Origin of the sequence: Jiella marina (assembly GCF_024359545.1) — a bacterium.
Taxonomy (GTDB): domain Bacteria; phylum Pseudomonadota; class Alphaproteobacteria; order Rhizobiales; family Rhizobiaceae; genus Jiella.
On sequence record NZ_JAKQZG010000001.1, the window covers coordinates 62,466 to 84,539 of the forward strand.

Consider the following 22,074-nt stretch of genomic DNA (forward strand, 5'->3'; position numbering starts at 1 on the left):
ACGGCGTGCCCTGCCTATTCGGCGGCAGCGCGTGTTTCTTTTTGCTGGCTTGCGAAGATCGAGGTGTAGCCGCCGCTCCAGTCCGGCGGAACCCGGAAACGTCCCGCTTCGTGATGCACCATCTTCGCCGGCGTTCCGCGAACAATTCTCTGCTCGAAACGGCTCTTCAGCGGCTGAGAGGTATAGGGAGCGGCGTCCGCGGCCGACAGCACGTAGAGCAGCAGTGGGCGCCCGGTGTCACTGAGATTGGGGCGCGAGCCGTGGACGGTGAGGTAGTTGTGGACCGTCATCGATCCAGCCGGCGCGGTAAACTCGATTGCGTCGTCGGTCTCAAGCGTTTCGACTTCCCGAGCGCTGATGTCTCCGCTCCAGACGCCGTTCTCATCATAGTGATTGTAGAGTGGACCGTGGTTGCTGCCCGGCAGGATCTTCAGCGGTCCCTGCTCCGGGCCACAGTCGTCCAGGTAGATGCCGAAGGTTGCAACGGCATGGTTGGTGTGAGGAAAGAAGGGCTGGTCCTGATGCCACTTCACCTCGGCGCCGCCTTTGGCCCATTTGAAGTTCAGCTTCGCCTGATAGAATTTGACGTCGGGCCCCAGCAGATCCGCGGCAATGTCGCCCACGGGGCCATCGATCAGCACCTCCCAGAAGACAGGGTCGATGTCACAGGGACTCGAAACGCGTCTTAGCCGGGGAGCTTCGGCGCTGTGGCCGGGCTCCAGATCGAAGACGGCATCGGATGCCGAAACCGCACGGCTGCGTTCGACCAGTCCGTCGATCGCGGAGCGCAAACGGGCAAGCCATTCGCCTTGCACGGCTTTCTCGATGCAGACGCCGCCATCGGCGAAGTAGCGCTCGCGAGACTCCTCGGAAATCGTCCCGCATGGGGTCTGACGGATATCGTCGGGTGTCATGGTTTTCCTCCCTACCTGAACCCAAGGACTTGTTCCGGAAGCCAAAGCGCGATTTCCGGGAAGGCTGCGACGATGACGAGAGCTATCACCTGGATGGCGATGAACGGCGTCACGCCGGAATACATCTGGCGAAGCGTGATCTCCGGAGGGGCAACGCCCCGCAGATAGAAGATCGCAGGGGCCATCGGAGGGGTGAGATAGCTTGTCTGGATCATGATCAGGACGAGCATGCAGAACCATACCGGGTCCATACCCATGGCTTTCACGAACGGCATGAAGATCGGCAGGAAGATCAGAAGGATCGAGATCCATTCCAGGAAGAAGCCTGCAATGAAGATGAGACCCAGGAAGATGGCGAGGAGACCCCAGTACCCGACATCGAGGGTTTCCAGAAGATCGCGCATGAGCGACATGCCGCCGTTGCCGACGAAGACCCCCGTATAGAGACTGCCGGCCATCAGGATGAACATGATCATCGAAGTAATGACCAGCGTCTTGATCAAGGCTTCCCAGAACGATCTGAACGTGAAGCGGCCGTAGAGAACGGTCAGCACCAGGGCACCGAGCGCACCAAGTCCGGCAGCTTCCGTCGGAGCTGCCCAACCGAGCATGATCGAACCCAGGACGGCGAAGATCATCACAAGCGGCGGGACCAGGGCTTTGGCAGTGATCAGCAGTTTCTCGGCAAAGGGGGGCTCGTCCGGATCCGGGCCAGGGCGCGGACCCGCTGTCGGCGAGATCATGCACAGGGTCGCGATGTAGACGATATACAGAGCCGAAAGAATGAGCCCCGGGAAGATCATCGCGACCATCAGGCTGCCGATCGAGACGTTCGCGATCGGCCCCATGACGACCACGACCACGGAAGGCGGGATGATCGTGCCGAGCGAACCACCCGCGCAGATCGTGCCCGAGATCAGCGAGTTGGAGTATCTGTGGCGCATCATTGCCGGGATGGCGAGCAGTCCGACGACCGTCTCCGTGGCGCCGATGACCCCGGTGGACGCGGCGAAGATGATGCACATGATGATCGTGCCGATCGCCAGACCGCCGGGAAGGCGCTTGGTCCATAGATGAACGGCACCGAAGAGTTGCTCGGCAATGCCGGATCGCTCGAGCATCGAGCCCATGAACACAAAGAGTGGAACAGCAGCCAGAACGAAGTTCGAAGCGACGTCCTCGATCTTTTGAATGAACTGGAAGAAGACCGCGTCGCCAAAGGCGTAGAGCCCGAAAACAACGGCGACCGCCAGCAGCGAGAATGCGATGGGGAAACCAAGAAAGATCAGCGCAAAAAGCGCTGGGAACATTATCAATGCTTCCATTGATCAGGCGTCCGGATAACGGGCGTCCGTGCTCAGAGCCCGGATGCATTTGAGGGTTTCTGCAAGGATTTGCAGGGCCAGCACCACGAGACTGAACACGATGAGTACACGGAACGGCCAGATCGGCGGGTTCCATGCCGACTGACCCGACCGCTCGCCCGAGGCATAGGCAGCCATCGCGAACACACCGGAGTGGTAGCAAAGGACGGCGATCGCCGGCAGGACGATTCCGGCATAGAGGAACAGGTCGATGATGGCGCGCCGGCGTGCGCTCAGCTGCGCATAGATCAGGTCGATGCGGACATGCACTTGCCGTTTCAGGGCTATCGCACCGCCCAACAGGAAATGGACGCCCATCAGCATGTATCCGAGCTCGAATGCCCAGATCGTCGGGGTTCCAAGAACATAGCGGGAGAGAACTTCCCAGACGGTCGCGGCGACCAGCGGAACGACGAGCAATGCTGCCGCTCCGCCAACGATTTCGGTCACCGCCTCAATCCAACGGATGAGGGGATTCATGAGGAGGTCACTCTGCCGGTTTGGTGTCGCCTGACGCCGATCCGGCGGCTTCCGTCTCAGGGGCCGAAGCCTCCTCTCGCACAATCACCTTGCGATAGCGATCGGCACCGGCCCAAAGCTGAACGAACTCCTTCTGGCTTTCCAATACCTTTGCGAACCAATCGTTCTCCGCGGCGACCCCCTCGGCCCATTTGAGACCGATCTCGTGCGCCTGGTATTGTACTTCCGGATCGAGTTCGATGATCTCGTTGCCTTCATCCTTGAAGAACTGCAGGGCCTTGGCGTCATTCTGGCCAATGCTGAGCCAAGAGTTCAGCGTGGTGTTGAACGCCGCGGTACGGATGAGCTCCTGATCAGACTCGGAGAGCTCTGCCCAGCTGTCGGGATTGATGACGAGTTCGAACGGGGCGGTAGGCTGATGGACTCCTGGAATGATCACGTACTTCGTGACCTGATGGAACCCAACCGCCTGGTCTTCCCACAGCGTGCCCCATTCTGTCGCGTCGATGGTGCCGCGCTCCAGCGCCGTGTAGACGTCGCCGCCGGGCATGGTGACTGGCGCCGCGCCAAGCTCCCGGGCCATTTCAAGCCAAGCGCCCGCGGTTCGCAACTTGAGGCCTTTGACGTCTTCCAGCGAGCGCACCGGCTTGCGCGAGTGGAGAAAGACTTCTGCGGTGCGAATGAAAAGCGGCATTCCGACGAGATTGAACTTTTCCTTGCGCCAGTCGGCCCAGAGCTCAACACCGTCACCGCGATAGAGCCAGTGCAACATCCGCTCGGTATCGAATGAGCCGGCGTAGCCGCCGAAGAGAACAGCGGTCGGATCCATCCCCCAATCGTAGCCGCTCCAGGTGTGACCCATGTCGGCGATACCGTTCTGGACCGTTTCGGCGACCTTCAGTCCGGGGCCGAGGGTACCAGCTGGATACACTTCGATGGAGATTCGGCCATTCGACAACTCCTTGACCTCGTCGGCAAAGGCCTGGGCGCCGATCTCCATGAGCGGACCGCCGGACCAGCCCGTCGCCATGGTGAAATCATGGCTCTCCTGTTCCTGGGCCAAGGCCGGAGCCGCCCAGAGGAGCAGGCCCGCCCCCAACAGAACGTTCGCAATTCTCATCATTTTCCTCCCTTGCCGCGACCAATTCGAGAAATCGCGCGACTAATCTATTATTGATATATCAATACGGATCCCGCAAGCCCCTTACAGTCGTTCCAAGATAGTCCCCACCCCACGGTCGCGTGTCGGACGGTGGGAGGAGCCTCAGGGCGCTTTCTTTGGATCGGGCTCAAGCAAGGTAAGGAGCGTCGTTCGGCTGGAAAATCAGCCGTCTCGCATCGAAACCCGGGCGAACAGCTAATCTAAGCGGAGCATCAACTCCGGATTGGAGCGGCCCTTGCGCAGGAAAGGGTCAGGCGGCGGTTTCGACCGGTGGTCGGGCCTCTTGATCCTTGAATCGAGTGGGCTGAAATGGCCCAGCGCTGAATGCAGGCGCCGAGCATTGTGTCTCCTGCTAGCAACGTTGAGTCCACACCGAACGTCCATCGTCCATCCGGACCTTGGCGATGAAAGGCGTTCGGCGATGGCTTCGGAAACACTCTCGGCTCGGGAGTATGCGAGCGAGCTGCCCGGACCAGTCTGGACGAAGAGGTGATGAGCGCGTTCCGCGGGCAGATCAACTGACCGCGAGGAACACGAGATTGGCCCGAAAATTGACCGCCCGTTTGAGACGCCGGGTATTTGAGTTCTGTCAAAGGAGGCCTGAAATCGGCAACCGGCTCGCCAAGGCGATCAACAGGCGGTCGAAGACATTCATCCCCGGCTCGCGGGTCAGGACCGTGTCTGCTGACCCCTGGCGCGTTTTCCAGATCAGCTTTCCGTCCGGACCCAGCAGCACTTCGTAGGCATTCTGCGGCGCCTGGGTGTCGAGCGCCTCGGCAAGCCGGGACGCGAGGGCGGGGCTTTCGATGACGAAACCGAGTTCGGTGTTGAGCCGGAAGGACCGCGGGTCGAGGTTGAACGATCCGACGAACAGGCGCTCCCGGTCGACGGTAAACGTCTTGGCATGGAGAGTCGTCGCTCCCGCCCGAAGGGCGGCGAACGAGCCCGTTCCGGTCCCGCGCAGCCGGCTCGCGACGCCGATCCGCGATCCCTTTTTGGAGGGTCCGTCCGCCAATGTCCGCGAGCCGCTCTGCGGACGCATTTCGAGAAGCCGCACACCGGCAGCAACGAGGCGATGCCGATAGGGCGCGTAGCCGGCGTGAACCAGGCTGACATCGGCCGCGGCGTAGCCGTTCGTCAGGACGGTGATGGAGACCCCCGACGCAGCGAGGTCCGCGAAATAGCGCGCACCGCGCGATCCGGGAACGAAATATCCCGAAACCAGGCCGAGTTCGCGTGTCACCGGCCCCATGGACTCTTCGAGACGCGTCAGAAGGTGGCTTCTGCGCGACGCTCTGCCGAGCCCCTTGGCGGGTTCGTCGCTAATCATGCTGACGACCGCCCATTCGAATTCGAGTGTGCCCTCGAGCAGGTCACTGACGAGGGGAAGGGTCTCGACCCGCTGCACGTAGCGGCGGGCGGACGGGTCGCGCTCGACGATCGAGGCTCGCGTGATCAGTTTCTGCAGCCGCGGTCGTCCGAGCGGGTGAAGGATCTGATCCGCAGGATAGACGGACTGGCTGTCCCAGTAGCGCTCGAAGTCCCGTTCGACATCCGCGACGATCGGGCCGACGGCCAGGACGTCCACATCCACGAAAAGAGCGTCGTCGCCCGCATCGAAATACTCGTCACCGATGTTGCGACCCCCAACGATCGTCACGGCGCCGTCCACCGTCAGACTCTTGTTGTGCATGCGCCGGTTCAGGCGGCGGAAGTCTAGAAGGAAGCCGAGCGCCTTTGGAAAGCGGATCGGGAAGGGGTTGAACAGGCGAATTTCGACGTTCGGATGACGATCGAGCGCCGCAAGCACCGCATCGAGGCCAGAAATTCCGTTGTCGTCGAGAAGGAGGCGAACCCTGACGCCGCGATCGGCGGCTTGGCGAAGGGCTTCGAGGAGAAGCGTTCCGGTGCGATCGCCGTGCCAGATGTAGTATTGGACGTCGAGCCGTCGTTCCGCGCTTTGTATGAGAAGCAGCCGCGCAGCGAAGGCGTCGATCCCGTCTTCCAGCAGATAGACGCCCGAAAGGCGGGGATGACACAGCGCTTGCCGACGGACGGATTGGGCGAGGCGTGTCTGCGACGTGTCCGGCAGGGGGGCAGCCTTCCGGTTCCGGCGCTCGGGCAGGCGGCTCGCCCGGTGCAGGAAAAACGCGGAGACAAGAAATGCAGCGCCGATGGCAAGTGCGATCGGTGCCATTCCCATCCGTCTTCTCGCCGGCTTTCTCACCTCTCTCCTGATGGAGCGAAAGACCCGATTTCGCATTCGGATCTCATGCTCCAGTGATTTGGTATTGCTTGGGTTTTCCTGAAGACCAAAAGGCTCTTTCGGTCGGATGTTCTCGGGGCGACGTCATCGGCGGGACATAGTCCATCCTGCGCTGGTTTCGAGCGGCAGAGCGGTCCCGTGTCAAACTTGGTGACTACATCTCCTGATCGCAGGAGCGGTCATCCGGTTCGCCGAGCGTGATGAAAGCTTTCGGTTCTCAATCCGACAGGTAAGAGACCATCTGTTGGACGCCCCGGCGCATGTGGTCTTCGATTTCGTTCAGCATCGCGCCGAGATCGTGTCCCGAAGCGAGCTTGAGATAGCGCTCATGCGCATCGTTCACCGGCGCGTGCCGTCTGTGGGCACGCTGATGGACCGCGAGATACAGCTGCATGCGGCTGGCGATGCGTTGCCAGCTTTCCAGGAGCATCTCGTGACCGCAGGATTCGTAGACGAGCGAATGGAAGTGCACCTCGGCAGCGCTGGAGGCAACGTGGTCATCCAGGTTGCAGGTCGCCAGCAGCGTGCGATGACGCGACTCCAACTCAGCGAAGAAATTCTCCGTTCGCTTGTCCCATAGCTCCTCGAAGGCCAGACGTTCCAGGGCGGTTCGCAAGGTGTAGATCTCGCGGACATCCTTTGCCGTCAGCTTCAGCACATGGGTTCCGGTATAGGGGACGGTGACGATCAGTCCCTCGGTTGCCAGCTGCGCCATCGCCTCGCGCAACGGGCCGCGACTGATGCCGAAGCGGGCGGCGAGTTCGGTCTCCCTGATCTTCGAGCCGCTTTCGATCTCGCCGGCAATGATGGCGTTGCGAAGCTGCCCCGCCACCTTGCTGGCGAAGGTCTCGCGCCGGATTGGCACGATTCCCGGTTCGCGGATGGCAGCGGTCTCACTCATGTCCTATCCTGCGATTCTCCGGCCAACGTATTGGCGGGGACGGGGTCAGCGCGTCACCCACGCCCGATAGGTCTCGGTCACCGCCTGGGTGATTGGCCCCGGCTTGCCATTTCCGATGGTCCGCCCGTCGATCCTGACCACCGGCGTTACGCCGCCGAGCGTGCCGGTGATGAAGGCTTCGCTTGCGCCATAGCATTCGGCAAGGGTGAAATCCTTCTCATGGGCGGTCTCGCCGCTGTCGCGCCAGCTGTCGAGAACAGCCTGCTGCGTCAGGCCCTTGAACGAGTAGGTTCCGGTCGAGGTCCAGATCTCCCGTCCCCGCACGATGAAGAAATTGGTGGAATTGCAGCTGGCGACGAAGCCACGCGGATCCAGCATCAGCGCCTCGTCCGCGCCGGCATTGATCGCCTGGATCAACGCCTGGATGAGGTTGAGCCGGCTGTGCGAGTTGAGCCGCAGGTCGAAGACATCCGGGCCGCTGGTGCGAAACGTCGAGGTGAAGAGCGCCAGCCCCTCGGTCTTCGATTCCGCCTTCGGGATCTTGTATTCGGCGACGATGACGAGCGTCGCCTTGCCGATGACGAAGCGTGGATCCTGATTGGGTGAGCTTTTCAGCCCGCGCGAGACCATCATCCGGATATGGACGCCGTCCTCCATGCCGTTGGCCTGGAGCGTCTCATCAAGGGCGGCCTTGATCTCGTCGCGGCTGCGGCCGATGTCGAGCGCGATGGAGCCGGCGCCCTCGAACAGCCGATCGAGATGCGCCTCGAGCTGGATGATATGGCCCTTGATCAGCCGCAGACCTTCCCAGACGCCGTCGCCCAGCACGAAGCCCGAATCGAAGATCGAGACCGTCGCCTCGCTGCGTGGCACGAGGCGGCCGTCGACATAGACGAGAACCTCGTCATTGCGGGTGTCCTTGACGTAGCCTTGAGCGCTTTCGTTCTTTGCCATGGGGCTCTTCACTTCCTAGAACTGGAACCGCCGGTGCTCGGCGAGGAATTTCTGTGTCTTTTCGCGGCGCGGGTTCTTCAGCACTTCGTCGGGCGTGCCGATCTCGTAGATCCCGCCCTCGGCGATGAAGGCGATGCGGTTCGCCACGTGATAGGCAAAGCCGATTTCGTGGGTGACGAGCAGCATCGTCCGGCCTTCGTTCGCCAGCTGCTCGATGACGCCCAGCACTTCTCCGACCAGCGCCGGATCGAGCGCCGAGGTCGGCTCGTCGAACAGCATGATTTCCGGATCCATGGCGAGCGCCCGGGCGATCGCGACCCGCTGCTTTTGCCCGCCCGAAAGGCGCGAGGGGTAGGTGTCGGCCTTGTCCCTCAGCCCGACGCGGTCGAGTTCGGCGAGGGCGCGTTCACGTGCCGGGCCGGAGGACTGGCCGAGGACGGTGACGAGGCCTTCGGCGACATTGCCGGCGACGGTCATGTGGGGAAACAGGTTGAACTGCTGAAACACCATGCCGACGCGCTTGCGCAATTCGCGCAGCTCGCGCTCGGGATAGCGGGCGCGGCCGCTCTTTTCGGGATTGCCGACCACGTCGCCGTTCAGTTCGATCCGCCCTGCGTCGGGGATTTCGAGAAGGTTCACGCAGCGCAAAAGGGTGCTCTTGCCCGAGCCCGACGCGCCCAGAATGGCAATGCGATCGCCCGGGGCGACGTCGAGATCGACATCCTCGAAGACGGTGTTCGTGTCGAAGGATTTCGCAAGGCCCGAAAGCCTGAGGATCGGGTCGGGCATCGTCAGTCGCTCCGCGCCAGCCGCCGTTCGAGCCCATAGGTCGCCCGCACGATCGGATAGAGAATGATCAGGAAGAGGGCGGCCACGACCGTGTAGACCTCCAGCGGATTGAAATTGAGCGAGGCAACCAGCTTGCCCTGCTGCAGCAGCTCGACATAGGCGACGACCGAGGCGAGCGTCGTCATCTTGAAGATCTCGACGCCCCGGTTGGTGAGCGACGGGATGATGCGCCGGACAGCCTGGGGCAGCACCACGCGGCGCATGGTCTGCAACCCCGACATGCCGATGGCGCGCGCCGCTTCCCACTGGCCGGGTTCGATCGACTGGATGCCGCCCCGGAAGATCTCGGCCGAATAGGCGGCGGAGTTGAGCGAGATGCCGAGGATCGCGGCCATGAAGGGGCTGATCTCGACCGGGGCAAGAATCGGAAGCGCGTAGTAGAACCAGAGAATCTGCACCAGGACCGGGGTGTTACGGAAGAATTCTACGAAACCGGTCGAAGCCCAGCGCACGGGCTTGGCATGCGCGCGGCGCCCCAGGGCGACAAGCAGACCGAGGCTCATGCCGAGAATGAGACAGACCGCGAAGAGCCGCAGCGTTCCCTGAAGACCGACGGCAAGCGCCCACCAATTGTCGAAGACGCTGGCGAAGTCCCAATTGTAGTTCATACGGAGAACTCGCCGGTTCGGGCGAAACGCTTCTCCAGCCGTGCGGCAAAGAAGCTCACGCAGGAGATCGAGACGAAATAGATCAGCGCCACGACGGTGTAGACCTCGAGCGGCCGGAAGGTCTTCTGGGCAAGTTCGTTCGCCTGGAACAGAAGGTCGGCATAGGAGACGGTGGCGACCAGCGTCGTCGTCTTCATCAACTCGATCGAGCGCTCCATCATGGAGGGGAACATGCGCTTCACCGCCTGGGGCAGGATGATCCGGCGCATGAGCTGGTTGTGCCCCATGCCGATCGCCTTGGCGGATTCCCACTGACCCTTTTCGATGGAGACGATGCCGGCGCGAAAGATCTCTGCGAAGAAGGCGCCGCTCTGGATCGTGAAGGTGAGGCCGGCGGCCATGAACGGCGTCATCTCGACCGAGAGCACGATCGGCAGCCCGAAATAGAACCAGAAGAGCTGCACAAGCGGCGGCGTGGTGCGGAAGACCTCGATCACGAGGTCCGCCGGAAGCCGCAACCAGCGCCGGTGCGACAGCCGCGCGAACGCCAGAAGAAGCCCCACGACGAGCCCGCCCGAAAGGGCGGTCGCCGTGAGGATCAGCGTGTTGCGGAAACCGGCCAGAAGCAGGCCGCTCTCCGCAAACACGGGCGCAAAATTCCACTCATACATGGTGGATGTGCAGCCGGATCAGAGACGTTCCTTGATGATCGGCGGCGCGTCCTGCGGCTCGAGACCGAAATCGGTCAGGAACTCTTCGTACCAGGTCTGGATCTCGCCGGACTCGTACCACTTGGCCAGCTGCTCGTTGACGAAGCCGACGAATTCTTCATCGCCCTGGCGCACGGCGGCGCTCGTCGGGTTCGATTTGACCGGCGTCGGGACGACGATCTTGCCGCTGCCGAGCTTCTGACGCGCAGCGATCAGCGGCGGATGGAAGAGGCAGACTGCATCGACCCGGCCGGACTGGAAGGCGGCGATCGCCTCGGTGTTGCCCGGGAAGCGCTGAATGTCAGCATTGCCGACATTCTCGGTGAGGAACTTGTCCATGCTGGTCGCCTGCGGCACGGCGATCTTGATCTCCGACTTGTTGAGATCCTCCCAGCTGGAGGCTTCGACGTCGTCCTTGGCGAGCACGGCGAGCGAATAGTAGAGGAGCGGCGCTTCGGGGAAGGCAGCCGCCTGCTTGCGCTCCTCCGTCGCGTCGAGCACGAACATGATGTCGATCTTGTTCGCCTGCAGGGCCGCGACGGCGGTGCCCCAGGTGACTTCGACGGGCTCGAACGTCACGCCGAGAGCCTCGGCCATGGCCTTGCCGGCGGAAACGCCGACGCCCGAATTCCACTCACCCGTCGCCGGATCCTTCGAGTACCAGGGCGGCGCCTGCGTAACGCCGACGCGCAGCGTGCCGCGCTCCTTGATGTCTTCCATCGTCCCGGCCGCCAGCGCCGGCAGGCTTGCCGGCAGCACGGCGGACGCGACAGCCGCACCCAAGAGGAGGTGGAATTTTCTTCGGGTGAATTTCATCAGGATATCCTTTGCCTCGGAGCGTCGGAGGATCAACGGCACAAAAGGAAAAGGTCCATTGTCGATTGTCAACAATTTTGTGCGACGTGGCGGCAGACAACCCGGCGGGACAATCGACAACATCATCCATTCGGCAACGCGGGGAACTGCCCGTTGAGCGCCAGCTGCGACGCTTAGATTCAGCTCGCACGTACCTTGAAGCAGGTTTTGCGCGGGACCACGGGTGATCCACGGACGGGATCACCCGCGACTGGATCAGGCATAGGCCGCTGCGAACGCTCCTTCGCGGTCGAATGCGGTTTTGCTCGTGGGAAAGCGCCACGGCTTGGCGTGGTCGCGCGTCAGATCGGTCAAAGCTGCAAGGCGCTGACGCCCGTCCGCGTTCAATTGGTCAAGGACCGCAGACTCGTCGGGAAAGGCCGACTGGATCGCATCGAGCCAGATCGTGCGTCCTGCCAGGAATCCCTGGGCGCCGGCCTGATAGGCATAGGACAGAACGCGCCCGAACTGGTCGGGCGTGACACCGCCGGAAAGCATGACCCAGGGAATGCCAGCCTCGCGGCAGATCGAGCCGACGGCCTCGAATTCGCGGGCGGCTGCCTTCGATTCGGCCGAATCCGAGAGTTCCGGCAGCGCCGAGCCGGGCAGGGGCGTTTCCAGCTTGTAGAGATCGACGCCGTATTCCGGCTTGGCAAACTCGCGCACGCTTTCGATGACGAGTTCGGCGCGTTTGTCCGGTGATTCCACATAGTCGGTCGTGTGGCTTGCGCTGTCCGGAAACGGATAGACGAGAAGCTCCAGCACATAGGGGATGTCATGGCGACGGCATTCGGCACCGACCGTGCGCACATAGTCCTTCTGATGCGCCAGAACTTCGGGAGATGCGTCTGGGCGATACCAGGCGAGAACCTTCACCGCATCACCGCCCATACGACGGATCTTCTCGACGGACCAGTTATCGATCGAACGGGAGAGGCGTCCACCCGGCGTGTCGACGAAACGATGCTCTTCGAGAGTGACGATCAGGCCGGTGCGGGCGGGGAGGATGTCGAGGGCGGCCGGTACGGCAAAGTTCGGATCGAGCAGCATGGAGCTCGCGTCCGACGCCAGCGCCTGCACCAGCATCCGTTTGGCGGCGAGCATGTCGGCAAAGGTCACCGCCTCGGGTTCGACGTTCTTCGCCTTGGCAATCGCGGCGATCAGCGGCGGCCGCTGATCCAGGGCGACCATGGTGAAGTGGCCGTCGTCATCGGCGAGGCGCGTCAGACCGCGCAGCTTTCCGATCGTCATGAATGGGTCCTCCAGAATGAAAGGCTGGCTTCGAGATTGGGAATTCCGCTGCGCCCGTCCGGGCGCGTGCATTTGAGGGCGGCCACGGCCGATGCGAAGGCCATGGCCTCGCTGGTCGGCGCACCGCGGGCGACCGCGTAGGCATAGGCGCCGTGAAAGACGTCGCCGGCGCCGGTCGTATCGACCACCGTGACGAAGAAAGCTGCGGTGTGATGGAAGACGCCGTCCTCAAGGTGGACGACACCTGCAGAGCCGTGGGTGACGGCGACGACCCTACAGCCGTGCCGGTCCGCCACCCACTGGAGCGCCTCTTCGTTGGCCGACCCGGCATAGCCGGCGAGCGCGGGCTCTGAGAACACGGCGTGATCGGTCAGCGGCAGGAGCGCGTCGAAAACGGAGGTGTCCGCGACATCGCCGTCGAGCACCGTGGGCACCCGTCGCGCCCGTGCGACGCGAAACGCCGCCTCGGCGCCTTCGGGCCAGCGCGGGTCACAGAGCAGGGCACCGGCGGTCCCGATCCGGTCGAGTGGCAGCCAGTCAGGATCGCTCGGCAGGGCGTGCCCCCGGAAATTTGCGATCTGCCGTTCGCCCTCCGTGTCGACGAAAATTCCGGAAATCGAGGAACGCGAACCTTCGAACAACCGAAAGCCCGAGACATCGACGCCCTCGGCCTCGAGTTCGTCGCGCATCAACCGACCTTCGCGATCGGCACCGGCGCGGCCGATGAAGGCGGCGTGTCCACCGAGGCGCGCGACGGCGACCGCAGCGTTGGCCGCCATGCCGCCACCCTTCACCGCGAACTCTCCAGCGCGAACCTTCGCGCTGGAATGGGCCGGAAGCCTCTCGACCACCCAGATGTAGTCGAGAGCAGACATTCCGAGACACGCGACCCGGGCCTCGTCATGCGGCCATTTGGGTTCGTCCGGCGTCATAGCCCGGCGACGCAGACATATTTGGTCTCGAGATACTCATCGATCCCGTATTTCGAGCCCTCGCGTCCCAGGCCGGACTGCTTGTAGCCCCCGAAGGGCGCCATCTCGTTGGCGATCAGGCCCGAATTGACGCCGACAATGCCGCTTTCGAGCGCCTCGGCGACCCGGAACATGCGGGCGAGATCCTTCGTGTAGAAATAGGCCGCGAGACCGAACTCGGTGTCATTCGCCTTCTTCACGACGTCCGCTTCGTCCGAGAAGGCGATGACGGGCGCCAGCGGTGCGAAGGTCTCTTCATGGGCGAGCTTCATCGACTGGGTGACGCCCGAGATCACGGTCGGCTGGAAGAATGTGCCGCCGAGCGAGTGGCGCTGCCCGCCGGTGACGAGCTTGGCCCCGTTTTCCAGTGCGTTGGACAGATGCTCTTCCATCTTCGCAACGGCGGCATCGTCGATGAGCGGACCTTGGGTGACGCCTTCTTCTTCGCCACGGCCGACCTTCAAGTGCTCCGCTTCCATGGCGAGCTTGCGGGCGAATTCGTCGGCGATCGACTCATGCACATAGATGCGGTTGGCGCAGACGCAGGTCTGGCCGGAATTGCGGAACTTGGCGATCATCGCGCCGGACACCGCCGCATCGATATCGGCGTCCTCGAAGACGATGAAGGGCGCATTGCCGCCGAGTTCGAGGGACAGCCGCTTGATCGTGTCGGCCCCTTTGCGCATCAGCCAGCGACCGACCTCGGTCGAACCGGTAAAGCTGATCTTGGCGACCTTCTCGCTGGTGCAGAACTCCTCGCCAATCATCGACGCCTTGCCTGTCACGACCTGGAAGACCGATGCGGGGATCCCGGCGCGCTCGGCGAGGACGCCGAGGGACAGGGCCGAGAGGGGGGTCTGCGAGGCCGGCTTGACGATGATCGTGCATCCCGCCGCTAGCGCAGGGCCAGCCTTGCGGGTGATCATGCCATTCGGGAAGTTCCAAGGCGTGATTGCAGCGCAGACGCCTACCGGCTGCTTCATGACCAGCACGCGGCGGTCGTTGCCCGGCGGCGGCACGATGTCGCCATAGACGCGCTTGGCCTCTTCGGCGAACCATTCGAGATAGGCCGCATTAGCGACAATCTCGCCCTTGGACTCGGCAAGCGGCTTGCCCTGTTCGGCGGTCAGGATGCGCGCGAGATCGTCGGCATTCTCGACGATCAGCTCGTACCAGCGGCGAATGAGATTGGCGCGTTCCTTGGCGGATTTCTTCGCCCATTCGACCTGCGCGACGTGAGCTGCCTCGATCGCCTCACGCAGCGTATCAAGGTCGATGCTCGGCACCGTACCGACGAGCTTGCCGTCGGCGGGATTGGTGACGGCGATGCCGGTGTCACCCTCGGCCGCGATCCAGCGACCAGCGACCAGACAGGATTGGGTGAAAAGGGACGGATCTTTCAGACCTTCGATGGACATGGGAGCTGTCCTCCTTGCGGTTCATCTTTGATTTCGCTGCCCTCCGAGCAGTTTCGGCGGGCAGGGAGCGCCGGTTGGCGCGCCCTCGTAACATCTCGGACCGGCGGGCGCTTGCTCAGCGGATGATCGCGCCGGACGCCGGGTCGAAGAGGTGCGCCTTACCCGGCACCGGCGCGAGCGGCATGACCTCGCCAGGCCGTGGTCGCCGGTCCGGCTCGACCCGAGCGATGGCATCGTTGCCGGCCAGCTTGAAATGAACGAGCGTGTCGGAGCCGAGCGGCTCGACAAGATCGATATTCGCCAGAAAAGCAGCTTCGTCCTCCGGCACGACGGCGAGGTGCTCGGGACGGACGCCGAGGATCGCCGAGCCCTCCGCCGGAACGCGCTGTGCAAACTCGCGCAGGCCGGGCAGGGTCCGCCCGTCACTCGTCGTCAAAAGCTGCCCATTTCCGGTCACGGGGACAAAATTCATCGAGGGCGAACCGATGAAGCTCGCAACGAACTGGTTGGCCGGCGTCTCGTAGACTTCTTCGGGCGTTCCGACCTGCTGGATGATGCCGGACTTCATGACGACGATCCGGTCCGCCATGGTCATGGCTTCGATCTGATCGTGGGTGACGAAGACCATGGTGGTGCGCAACTGCTGGGACAGCGCCTTGATCTCGGCACGCACCTGCGCGCGGAGCTTGGCATCGAGGTTCGACAGCGGCTCGTCGAACAGGAACACCTGCGGATCGCGGACGATCGCGCGCCCCATCGCGACGCGCTGGCGCTGGCCGCCGGAGAGCGCCTTGGGGCGGCGATCGAGAAACGGATCGATATGCAGGAGCTTGGCGGCGCGTTCCACACGCGTCGCGATCTCCTTCTTGTCCATGTTCCGCATTTCGAGCGCGAAGGACATGTTCTGGCGCACCGTCATATGCGGGTAGAGCGCATAATCCTGGAACACCATCGCGACGTCGCGCTGCGCGGCGGGTACGCCGTTCACCCGGCGCTCGCCGATATAAAGATCACCGCCGTCAATATTCTCAAGGCCCGCCAGCACTCGCAGGAGGGTGGACTTGCCGCAGCCGGACGGGCCGACAAGGACCACGAACTCATGATCGGCGATGTCCAGATCGAGGCTCGGGATGACGGTCAGATCGCCATACTTCTTGACGAGGTCCTGCATGCGGATCGGCGCCATCAGCGTGCCTCCCCGAAAGCTAGGACGGGCTTGATCGTTTCGCCGGCGGCGAAGCGCGCGAACTTCTCCGGCAGGGCCTCGAGGCCGAAGGCGTCGTCGACGAGCCGGCGATAGTTTTCCTTGTTGGTTCTGAGGAGTTCGACATTCGCTTCGAAGTCGGATTTCGGGAAGTAGAAGGTCCGCAGCATCGCGAAATCCTTGCGTCTGAAGATCTTGTCCTCGTGAATCGTCCAGGGCGCGGCATTCTCGCCGACAAGCACGATGACGCCCTTGGGAAGGACGAGTTCGATCGCGAGATCGCGCGCCGGATGTGCGCCTGAACATTCGACGATCAGGGCGAAACGCTTTTCCCGGCTTCCGACCGGATGCGCCTGGGCGCCGAAATCCTGGGCAATCCGAAGCCGCGCGGCATTCGGATCGGAGACGTAGACGTTCTCATAGCCCATGGATTTGAGGGCCAGGACGACACCGAGGCCGACGGGCCCGGCACCGGTGACGAGAACCGGCCGCGCGGCGTCACGCGGCAGGAAACGCTCCGCCTCACGCACGGCATGGGCCGAGGTGCCGATCGTGTCGAGAAGGAGAGGGCCTAGGTCGTCGTCGATATCGTCCGGCACCGGAAGCAGGCAATTGTCCGGCACGGCGACGAACTCGCCATAGCCGCCGTCGCGGTTCCAGCCGATCAGCGAGGAGACCTCGACGCACATTTGGGTGTTGCCGGCCCGGCAGGCCTCGCAGTGTCCGCAGTGGAGCGGGATGTAGATGGCGCAGCGCTGGCCATCCAAGGCGTGGCCGGGCTGTTCCACGCGGCCGAAGATTTCGTGTCCGGCGATGAACTCCGCGCCCTTGTGCCAGAGCTTGAAGTCCGAGCCGCAGAGCGCGGTGCGCAGAACGCGAACCAGCGCTTCGCCCGGACCGGGCTTGGGCATTTCGACGGTCTTGATGGTGATCGTGTCGTCGCCCTTGAAGTCGGCGGCGTGCATCTGGTCGTTCGTAAGCATTCGGGATCAGCCTTTCACGGCGCCGAGCGTCAGGCCCGAGATCAGCCAGCGCTGGACGATGACGGCGAGGATGAGCGGCGGCAGGGCGATCAGCGTCGCGGCGGCCATCAGTCCACCCCAATTGGTCGAACCCTCGCCGATGAAGTTGAAGGAGGCGGCGATCAGCGTCTTGGTGTCGGAGTTCGACAGGACGAGCGCGAAGAGGAAGTAATTCCACGAAAACACGAAGGCGAGGATCGAGGAGACCGCGAGGCCAGACGCGACGAGCGGCAGGGCGATCTTCCAGAAGATCCGCAGGGGCGAGCAGCCATCCACCTGCGCAGCTTCGAAGACGCTGCGGGGAATGTTGTCGAAGAAGGGCAACAGAACCCAGATGACGATTGGCATGGTGATGACCGCATGGGTCAGGATCAACGCCCAATAGGTGCCGATCATGTCGACCTGCCGGAACATCACGTACCAGGGCAGGAGGAACAGTGTGCCGGGCGCCATTCGGGCGAGAAGCGTGACGATCGCCGGCCAGGTAACCCGCGTCCAGGAGACGACGAAGGCCGCGGGCGCGCCGAGGATCAGGCCCAGCAGCGTCGATCCGATCGTCACGATCAGCGAGTTCAATCCGAACTGAAGGAAGGGCGTCGTTTCCGACAGCGAGCGGTAATTGTCCAGCGTCGGCTCGAAGAAGATCGTCGGCGGATAGGCCGTCACCTCGTAGCTTTGCTTGAACGAGGACAGGACCATCCAGGCGACGGGCGCGAGGACCGCGATGCCGGCGCAGACGAGCAGGACGACGTCGATGATGGTGACGAGCCGGTCGGAGGGGCGTGTGGCGAGCGAAGACATGGGACTACCAGGCAACGGCGTGGCGGAGACGGTTGAGGACGAGCGTCACGCCGAGGACGATGATCGAAAGCGTGACCATCAGCGCGCTGGCATAGCCGAGCTGGAAGAACTCGAAGCCCGTCCTGAAGCCGTAGATGTTGAGCGTGAGCGAGGCGTTGGCCGGTCCGCCCTGGGTGGTGATGTAGATGAGATCGAAGAAGCGCAGGAGATCGACCGAGCGCAGCACCATCGCCGTCACCAGCGTCGGCAGGAGAAGCGGCAGGGTGATGCGCCAGAACCGTTTCCAGCCCGACGCCCCGTCGATTTCCGCGGCCTCGTAGACCGAGGGCGGCAGGGATTGAAGGCCACCCAGCACGATCAGCGCAACATAGGGGCTCCACTGCCACGTATCGATCATCGCCAGCGTCGGCACGACCCATTGCGGCGAGGCAAGCCATTCGGATGGCGGCAGGCCGAGAGAGGTCAGGATGTAGTTTGCAGCGCCGAGCGAGGGATCGAGGATGACCAGCCACATCATGCCCGCCACCACCGGCGGCATCATGAAGGGCGAGATGAAAAGCGAACGGACGAAACCGGGCAGGCGCTTGGCGCGGAAGAGCAGGAGTGCCAGCGCGGTGCCGAAGACGAGCTGCAGCGCCAGCGACAGGAAATAGAGATAGAAGGTGATGGTGACGCCATCCCAGAAGTTCGCGTCCTGGACCATCCGCGTGTAGTTGCCGGCACCGACGAAGCGGGTCGTGCCGGTGGAGCTGAACGCTTCGAGGCTGAGATAGAGCGTGTAGACCACCGGAAAGGCGATCATTGCGACAGTGAAGATCACCGCCGGCGCCCCGAGAGCCGTCAATTGGGATTTTGCTGATTTCATGAAGAGCTATCCCGCCAGAAATCCGCCATCGACCGCGTAGACCGCGCCTGTGACATAGGCGGCGGCTGGCATGGCGAGGTAGGCGACCGTGCCGGTCACATCGTCCGGCTGGCCCCAGCGCTTGAAGGCCGTGCGATCGGCGATCTTTTGGTAGTGCGCCTCGTCCTTGCGGCCTTCGGCGTTGATGTTTGTCTCGATGAAGCCGGGTGCGACAGCGTTGACCCGGATCCCCTCGGCGGCCCAGGCAAGTGCCAGTGACCGCGTCAGCATGACGACACCGCCCTTGGACGCGCAGTAGCCAGGCAGGCGAGGCAGCGCCGCGAATGCGTTCATCGAGGCGATGTTGACGATCGAGCCCTTGCGCTCGGCAAGGCCTTCTCGAAAGGCGAGGCAGATGGCCATCGTGCCGATGAGGTTCACTTCGAGAACCTGGCGGAAAACGTCGAGTTCGTATTCCTCGTCGCGCCGCAGGATGCCGGCGCAATTGACGAGAAGATCGACGGGGCCGGTCTCTTCAGCGTAGGCGCTCACGGCCGCTCCGTTTGTAACGTCGAGGACCGAAAAGCGAACGTCACCGTCAATCTCGCAAGCCTTGATCTCGGCCTCAGAAATGCCGGTCGCCGATACCTCGGCACCAAGACCGCGCAATTCCTTGACGATCGCAAGTCCGATTCCGCCGGCGCCGCCGATGACGGCCGCGCGAAAGCCGGGTTTGAGGGCGAACTTGTTCATTCTTGACGATCCGAGGATGTGTTCGGCCGACGTGTCCGGCACGAGGCCGGACACGCGGGAGGTGCGATCGCGGCCAGACTCCGCGATCGCAAAGGGCTTCGACCCGAGCGCTATTCGCGCTCGATCAGGGCGTTGAGTTCCTGGTCGGCCGCGGCACATGCCTCGTCGACCGTGGCTTCGCCGAGCAGGATCTGATCGACCGCCTGACCGATATACTCACGTGATTCCGGGTTCTGGACGATCGGGTAGCCGACCTCCGACGTTCCGGTCTGCGCCAGTTCGTCGAGGGTTTCCTGCCATTGCTGGCGCAACGGCTGCTCTTCCAGCCAGGCCTTGTATTCGGGGTCCTGGGAGACCGCCTGGCGCGGCGGCGCGATGCCTTCGAGGGCAAGCTTCGCCTGCATCTCCGGGCTGGTCGCCCACTGTACGAAGTACCAGGCGGCGTCCTTGTTGTCGGAGAAGGCCGAGATGGTCAGCGCCCAGCCGATCGTGGTCGGAACGGAACCGCCGTCACCCTTGGGCAGGGGCACGATCGCCGTATCGTTCAGCCGCTCGCCACCTTCCATCACGGAGGGAAACTCGTTCGAGGACTGGAAGCTCATGGCGGCCCGGCCCGCCCGGTAGAGCGAGGTGAGCTGGTAGAAGGAATAGTTCACGACGCCCGGAGGGCCGTAGTCCTTGAGCAGGTTGGCATAGGTCTCGAGCGCTGCCTTGCCCTCGGGCGAGCATAGCGCGGACTTGCCGTCCTTCATGTATTGCCCGCCCATATTGTGCAGGAAATTGGAGAAGGTGTAAGGCAACGCCGGCTTGAGGCCGCGCGAGGCAAACGGCGTGATCGAGGAATCGCACTCCTGGATCGCCTTGGAAGCCGTCTCGATCTCGGCGATGGTCGCCGGGGCGTCGACACCGCATTTTTCGAAGATGTCCGTGCGATAGTACAGAACCGGCCCTTCGATGTTCAGCGGAATACCCGTGAGGGTTCCGTCGAAGCGGGCCGCATCGACGAGCGCCTTGCCGAGACCATCAAAGTTGTAGTCCGGAGAAACGCTCTCGGTCGTGAACGGGGCCAGATCGGCATACCAGCCCGCGGCAGCGTATTGCCGGCCTTCGCGGGAAGGCAGCGTCATGAAGACGTCGACCTCGTCTGAGCGGGCGTTCAGCACCGTCAGCAGGCGCTGGCGCATCTGCTGTTCCTGATAGCTGTCGACCTTCAGATCGATCCCGGTCTTTTCGGTGAAATCGTCCTGATACTTCAGAATCGCGGTCGCGACCGGGTTGTTGTTGGCGAGGAAGGTGATCTGCTCGCCTTCGTGGGCCTTCCAGTCGAAGTCCTGCGCGCCCGCGGTTCCAGCCGCCGTCGACAGGGCAAGAGCCGCCAGGATGCGGCCAAGCCCGTTTTGTCTGCGAGATGCCATGGTTTCCTCCCTTTCTGCATTCTCGATCGTGCCTCGGATCAACTCCTCTTCGATCCGCGGCGGGGAACTTGTAACCGGTTACATATCTCCGCGCCCCGGATCGCGTCAACGCTCTCGCGTGTTTTGAGCGCGAAATTCGTCGCTGCACTGCGGCGAAAGCCTGAGTTGCGCGGATTTGATCGTTTCGCTATGAGGCGGAGGGCGCTATTTCACTATTGGGTTTCATGAAAACGGTTTCTTCAGTCGACCCACAAACAGCAAGACGGGCGCGCGGGATCGGGATTCGCGCCGTCGCCAAGAAGGCCGGTGTTTCGACGGCAACGGTGTCGCGCTTTCTCAACCGGCCTGAATCCGTCAGCGCCGAGCTCGGATCGCGCATCCGCACGATCATCGACGAGGTGGGCTATATCCCGGATGCCTCCGCGCGTGCCCTGTCCTCGCGGCGTACCCGCACGATCGGTGCGATCATCCCGACCATCGACAATGCGATGTTTGCCCAAGGGCTCCAGGCGTTGCAGCGCTATCTGGCGAGCCAGAACTACTTGCTTCTCCTTGCGACCAACGAATACGATCTCGATGTCGAACTCGCCCAGGCCCGCAACCTTGTCAGCCGGGGAATCGACGGCCTGCTCCTGCGCGGCGATGCCCACCACGATGCTCTGCGGGACCTCTTGCGGAGCCAGGAGATCGACTTCGTCAATGTCGGCGTCTACAGCCCCGACAAGCCCTATCCGAGCATTGGCGTCGACAATGCGGCGGCCGGAAGGTGTATCGCGCGGCATCTGATCGATCTCGGCCATCGCTCCATCGGCGTCGTGGCGGCGATGCAGCGCAACAACGACCGCGCTCAGGCACGCCTGCGTGGCGTGACTTCGGCGATCGCCGAAGCCGGGCTCACTTTGGAGCCGGACTGGTTCGTCCAGGTCAACTACAAGCTGGACGAAGCCCGGCAGGCGGGGCGCGCCATTCTGAAGCGCGCAAACCGGCCGACGGCGATCGTCTGCGGCAACGACGTGATCGCCTATGGCGTCATGCTGGAGGCCCAAAAGCTCGGCTTTGACGTTCCCCGCGACCTGTCGGTGGTCGGCTTCGACGATCTCGAATGGAGCCGGCATCTGCAGCCGTCTCTCACCACAATCCACATGCCCACGGACGAGATCTGGACGCGGGCGGGCGAGTATCTGGTCAATAAGCTCGAAGGGCATCCAGCGATGATGCATCGCGAGATCGATTTCTCGCTCGTCGTTCGGGAGTCGTCCGGCCCGCCGCCATCGACGACGGCAAGAAAGAAGGCTGCCGAGTGAGGTGAAGGCTGAGAGGTGGGGTCGATTC

21 protein-coding genes are annotated in these 22,074 nt (G+C 63.1%); 1 reads left to right on the forward strand and 20 read right to left on the reverse strand.

Annotation, left to right across the window (positions count from 1 at the left end; translation table 11 throughout):
• Positions 1-14: 14 nt before the first annotated feature.
• The 20 genes from MF134_RS00320 to MF134_RS00415 form a co-directional block, all read right to left on the reverse strand.
• Positions 15-914 (reverse strand): phytanoyl-CoA dioxygenase family protein, encoded by a 900-nt coding sequence (locus tag MF134_RS00320; protein ID WP_255337402.1) that lies wholly within the window; start codon positions 912-914, stop codon positions 15-17.
• An 11-nt stretch (positions 915-925) separates the two neighbouring features.
• Entirely contained in the window at positions 926-2,224 is a 1,299-nt protein-coding gene (locus tag MF134_RS00325; RefSeq protein WP_255337403.1) for a TRAP transporter large permease, read from the reverse strand.
• An 18-nt stretch (positions 2,225-2,242) separates the two neighbouring features.
• Positions 2,243-2,728: a TRAP transporter small permease subunit gene (locus MF134_RS00330; RefSeq protein ID WP_255337404.1), complete on the reverse strand. Its 486-nt coding sequence runs from the start codon at positions 2,726-2,728 to the stop codon at positions 2,243-2,245.
• A 37-nt stretch (positions 2,729-2,765) separates the two neighbouring features.
• On the reverse strand, positions 2,766-3,821 hold the full coding sequence (gene dctP / locus MF134_RS00335; protein ID WP_255337405.1) for a TRAP transporter substrate-binding protein DctP: 1,056 nt from the start codon (positions 3,819-3,821) through the stop codon (positions 2,766-2,768).
• A 688-nt stretch (positions 3,822-4,509) separates the two neighbouring features.
• On the reverse strand, positions 4,510-6,117 hold the full coding sequence (locus tag MF134_RS00340; RefSeq protein WP_255337406.1) for a phospholipase D family protein: 1,608 nt from the start codon (positions 6,115-6,117) through the stop codon (positions 4,510-4,512).
• Between the two features lie 286 nt (positions 6,118-6,403).
• On the reverse strand, positions 6,404-7,087 hold the full coding sequence (locus MF134_RS00345) for a GntR family transcriptional regulator (protein WP_255337407.1): 684 nt from the start codon (positions 7,085-7,087) through the stop codon (positions 6,404-6,406).
• A gap of 45 nt (positions 7,088-7,132) precedes the next feature.
• The gene (locus MF134_RS00350) at positions 7,133-8,041 is read right to left on the reverse strand and encodes an aminotransferase class IV (RefSeq protein ID WP_255337408.1); all 909 of its coding nucleotides are present in this window, start codon (positions 8,039-8,041) and stop codon (positions 7,133-7,135) included.
• Between the two features lie 15 nt (positions 8,042-8,056).
• Entirely contained in the window at positions 8,057-8,830 is a 774-nt protein-coding gene (locus MF134_RS00355) for an amino acid ABC transporter ATP-binding protein (RefSeq protein ID WP_255337409.1), read from the reverse strand.
• A 2-nt stretch (positions 8,831-8,832) separates the two neighbouring features.
• The gene (locus tag MF134_RS00360; RefSeq protein WP_255337410.1) at positions 8,833-9,498 is read right to left on the reverse strand and encodes an amino acid ABC transporter permease; all 666 of its coding nucleotides are present in this window, start codon (positions 9,496-9,498) and stop codon (positions 8,833-8,835) included.
• On the reverse strand, positions 9,495-10,145 hold the full coding sequence (locus tag MF134_RS00365) for an amino acid ABC transporter permease (protein WP_255337411.1): 651 nt from the start codon (positions 10,143-10,145) through the stop codon (positions 9,495-9,497). Before MF134_RS00365 ends, MF134_RS00360 begins: the two co-directional genes overlap by 4 nt.
• 42 nt (positions 10,146-10,187) lie before the next feature.
• Complete coding sequence (locus MF134_RS00370; protein WP_255337412.1) at positions 10,188-11,024, reverse strand: transporter substrate-binding domain-containing protein; 837 nt, start codon at positions 11,022-11,024, stop codon at positions 10,188-10,190.
• A gap of 255 nt (positions 11,025-11,279) precedes the next feature.
• On the reverse strand, positions 11,280-12,314 hold the full coding sequence (locus MF134_RS00375) for a tagatose 1,6-diphosphate aldolase (RefSeq protein ID WP_255337413.1): 1,035 nt from the start codon (positions 12,312-12,314) through the stop codon (positions 11,280-11,282).
• A complete protein-coding gene (locus tag MF134_RS00380) occupies positions 12,311-13,246 on the reverse strand; it encodes a PfkB family carbohydrate kinase (RefSeq protein WP_255337414.1) in 936 nt (311 codons plus the stop codon). Before MF134_RS00380 ends, MF134_RS00375 begins: the two co-directional genes overlap by 4 nt.
• Entirely contained in the window at positions 13,243-14,703 is a 1,461-nt protein-coding gene (locus MF134_RS00385; protein WP_255337415.1) for an NAD-dependent succinate-semialdehyde dehydrogenase, read from the reverse strand. Before MF134_RS00385 ends, MF134_RS00380 begins: the two co-directional genes overlap by 4 nt.
• A 115-nt stretch (positions 14,704-14,818) precedes the next feature.
• Positions 14,819-15,889 carry an ABC transporter ATP-binding protein gene (locus tag MF134_RS00390; RefSeq protein WP_255337416.1) on the reverse strand — a complete coding sequence of 357 codons (1,071 nt, stop codon included), beginning with the start codon at positions 15,887-15,889 and terminating at the stop codon, positions 14,819-14,821.
• Positions 15,889-16,890 carry an alcohol dehydrogenase catalytic domain-containing protein gene (locus MF134_RS00395; RefSeq protein ID WP_255337417.1) on the reverse strand — a complete coding sequence of 334 codons (1,002 nt, stop codon included), beginning with the start codon at positions 16,888-16,890 and terminating at the stop codon, positions 15,889-15,891. The genes MF134_RS00390 and MF134_RS00395 overlap by 1 nt, the downstream gene beginning before the upstream one ends.
• A 6-nt stretch (positions 16,891-16,896) precedes the next feature.
• Positions 16,897-17,730, reverse strand: coding sequence for a carbohydrate ABC transporter permease (locus tag MF134_RS00400; RefSeq protein WP_255337418.1), 834 nt, complete (start codon positions 17,728-17,730; stop codon positions 16,897-16,899).
• Between the two features lie 4 nt (positions 17,731-17,734).
• Positions 17,735-18,595, reverse strand: a complete 861-nt coding sequence (locus tag MF134_RS00405; RefSeq protein WP_255337419.1) for a carbohydrate ABC transporter permease — start codon at positions 18,593-18,595, stop codon at positions 17,735-17,737.
• A 6-nt stretch (positions 18,596-18,601) separates the two neighbouring features.
• Complete coding sequence (locus MF134_RS00410) at positions 18,602-19,327, reverse strand: SDR family NAD(P)-dependent oxidoreductase (protein WP_255337420.1); 726 nt, start codon at positions 19,325-19,327, stop codon at positions 18,602-18,604.
• A gap of 110 nt (positions 19,328-19,437) precedes the next feature.
• Positions 19,438-20,742 carry an ABC transporter substrate-binding protein gene (locus tag MF134_RS00415; protein WP_255337421.1) on the reverse strand — a complete coding sequence of 435 codons (1,305 nt, stop codon included), beginning with the start codon at positions 20,740-20,742 and terminating at the stop codon, positions 19,438-19,440.
• Between the two features lie 224 nt (positions 20,743-20,966).
• Here MF134_RS00415 and MF134_RS00420 point away from each other — a divergent pair, with 224 nt between their 5' ends.
• Positions 20,967-22,046, forward strand: a complete 1,080-nt coding sequence (locus tag MF134_RS00420) for a LacI family DNA-binding transcriptional regulator (protein ID WP_255337993.1) — start codon at positions 20,967-20,969, stop codon at positions 22,044-22,046.
• Positions 22,047-22,074: the final 28 nt, after the last annotated feature.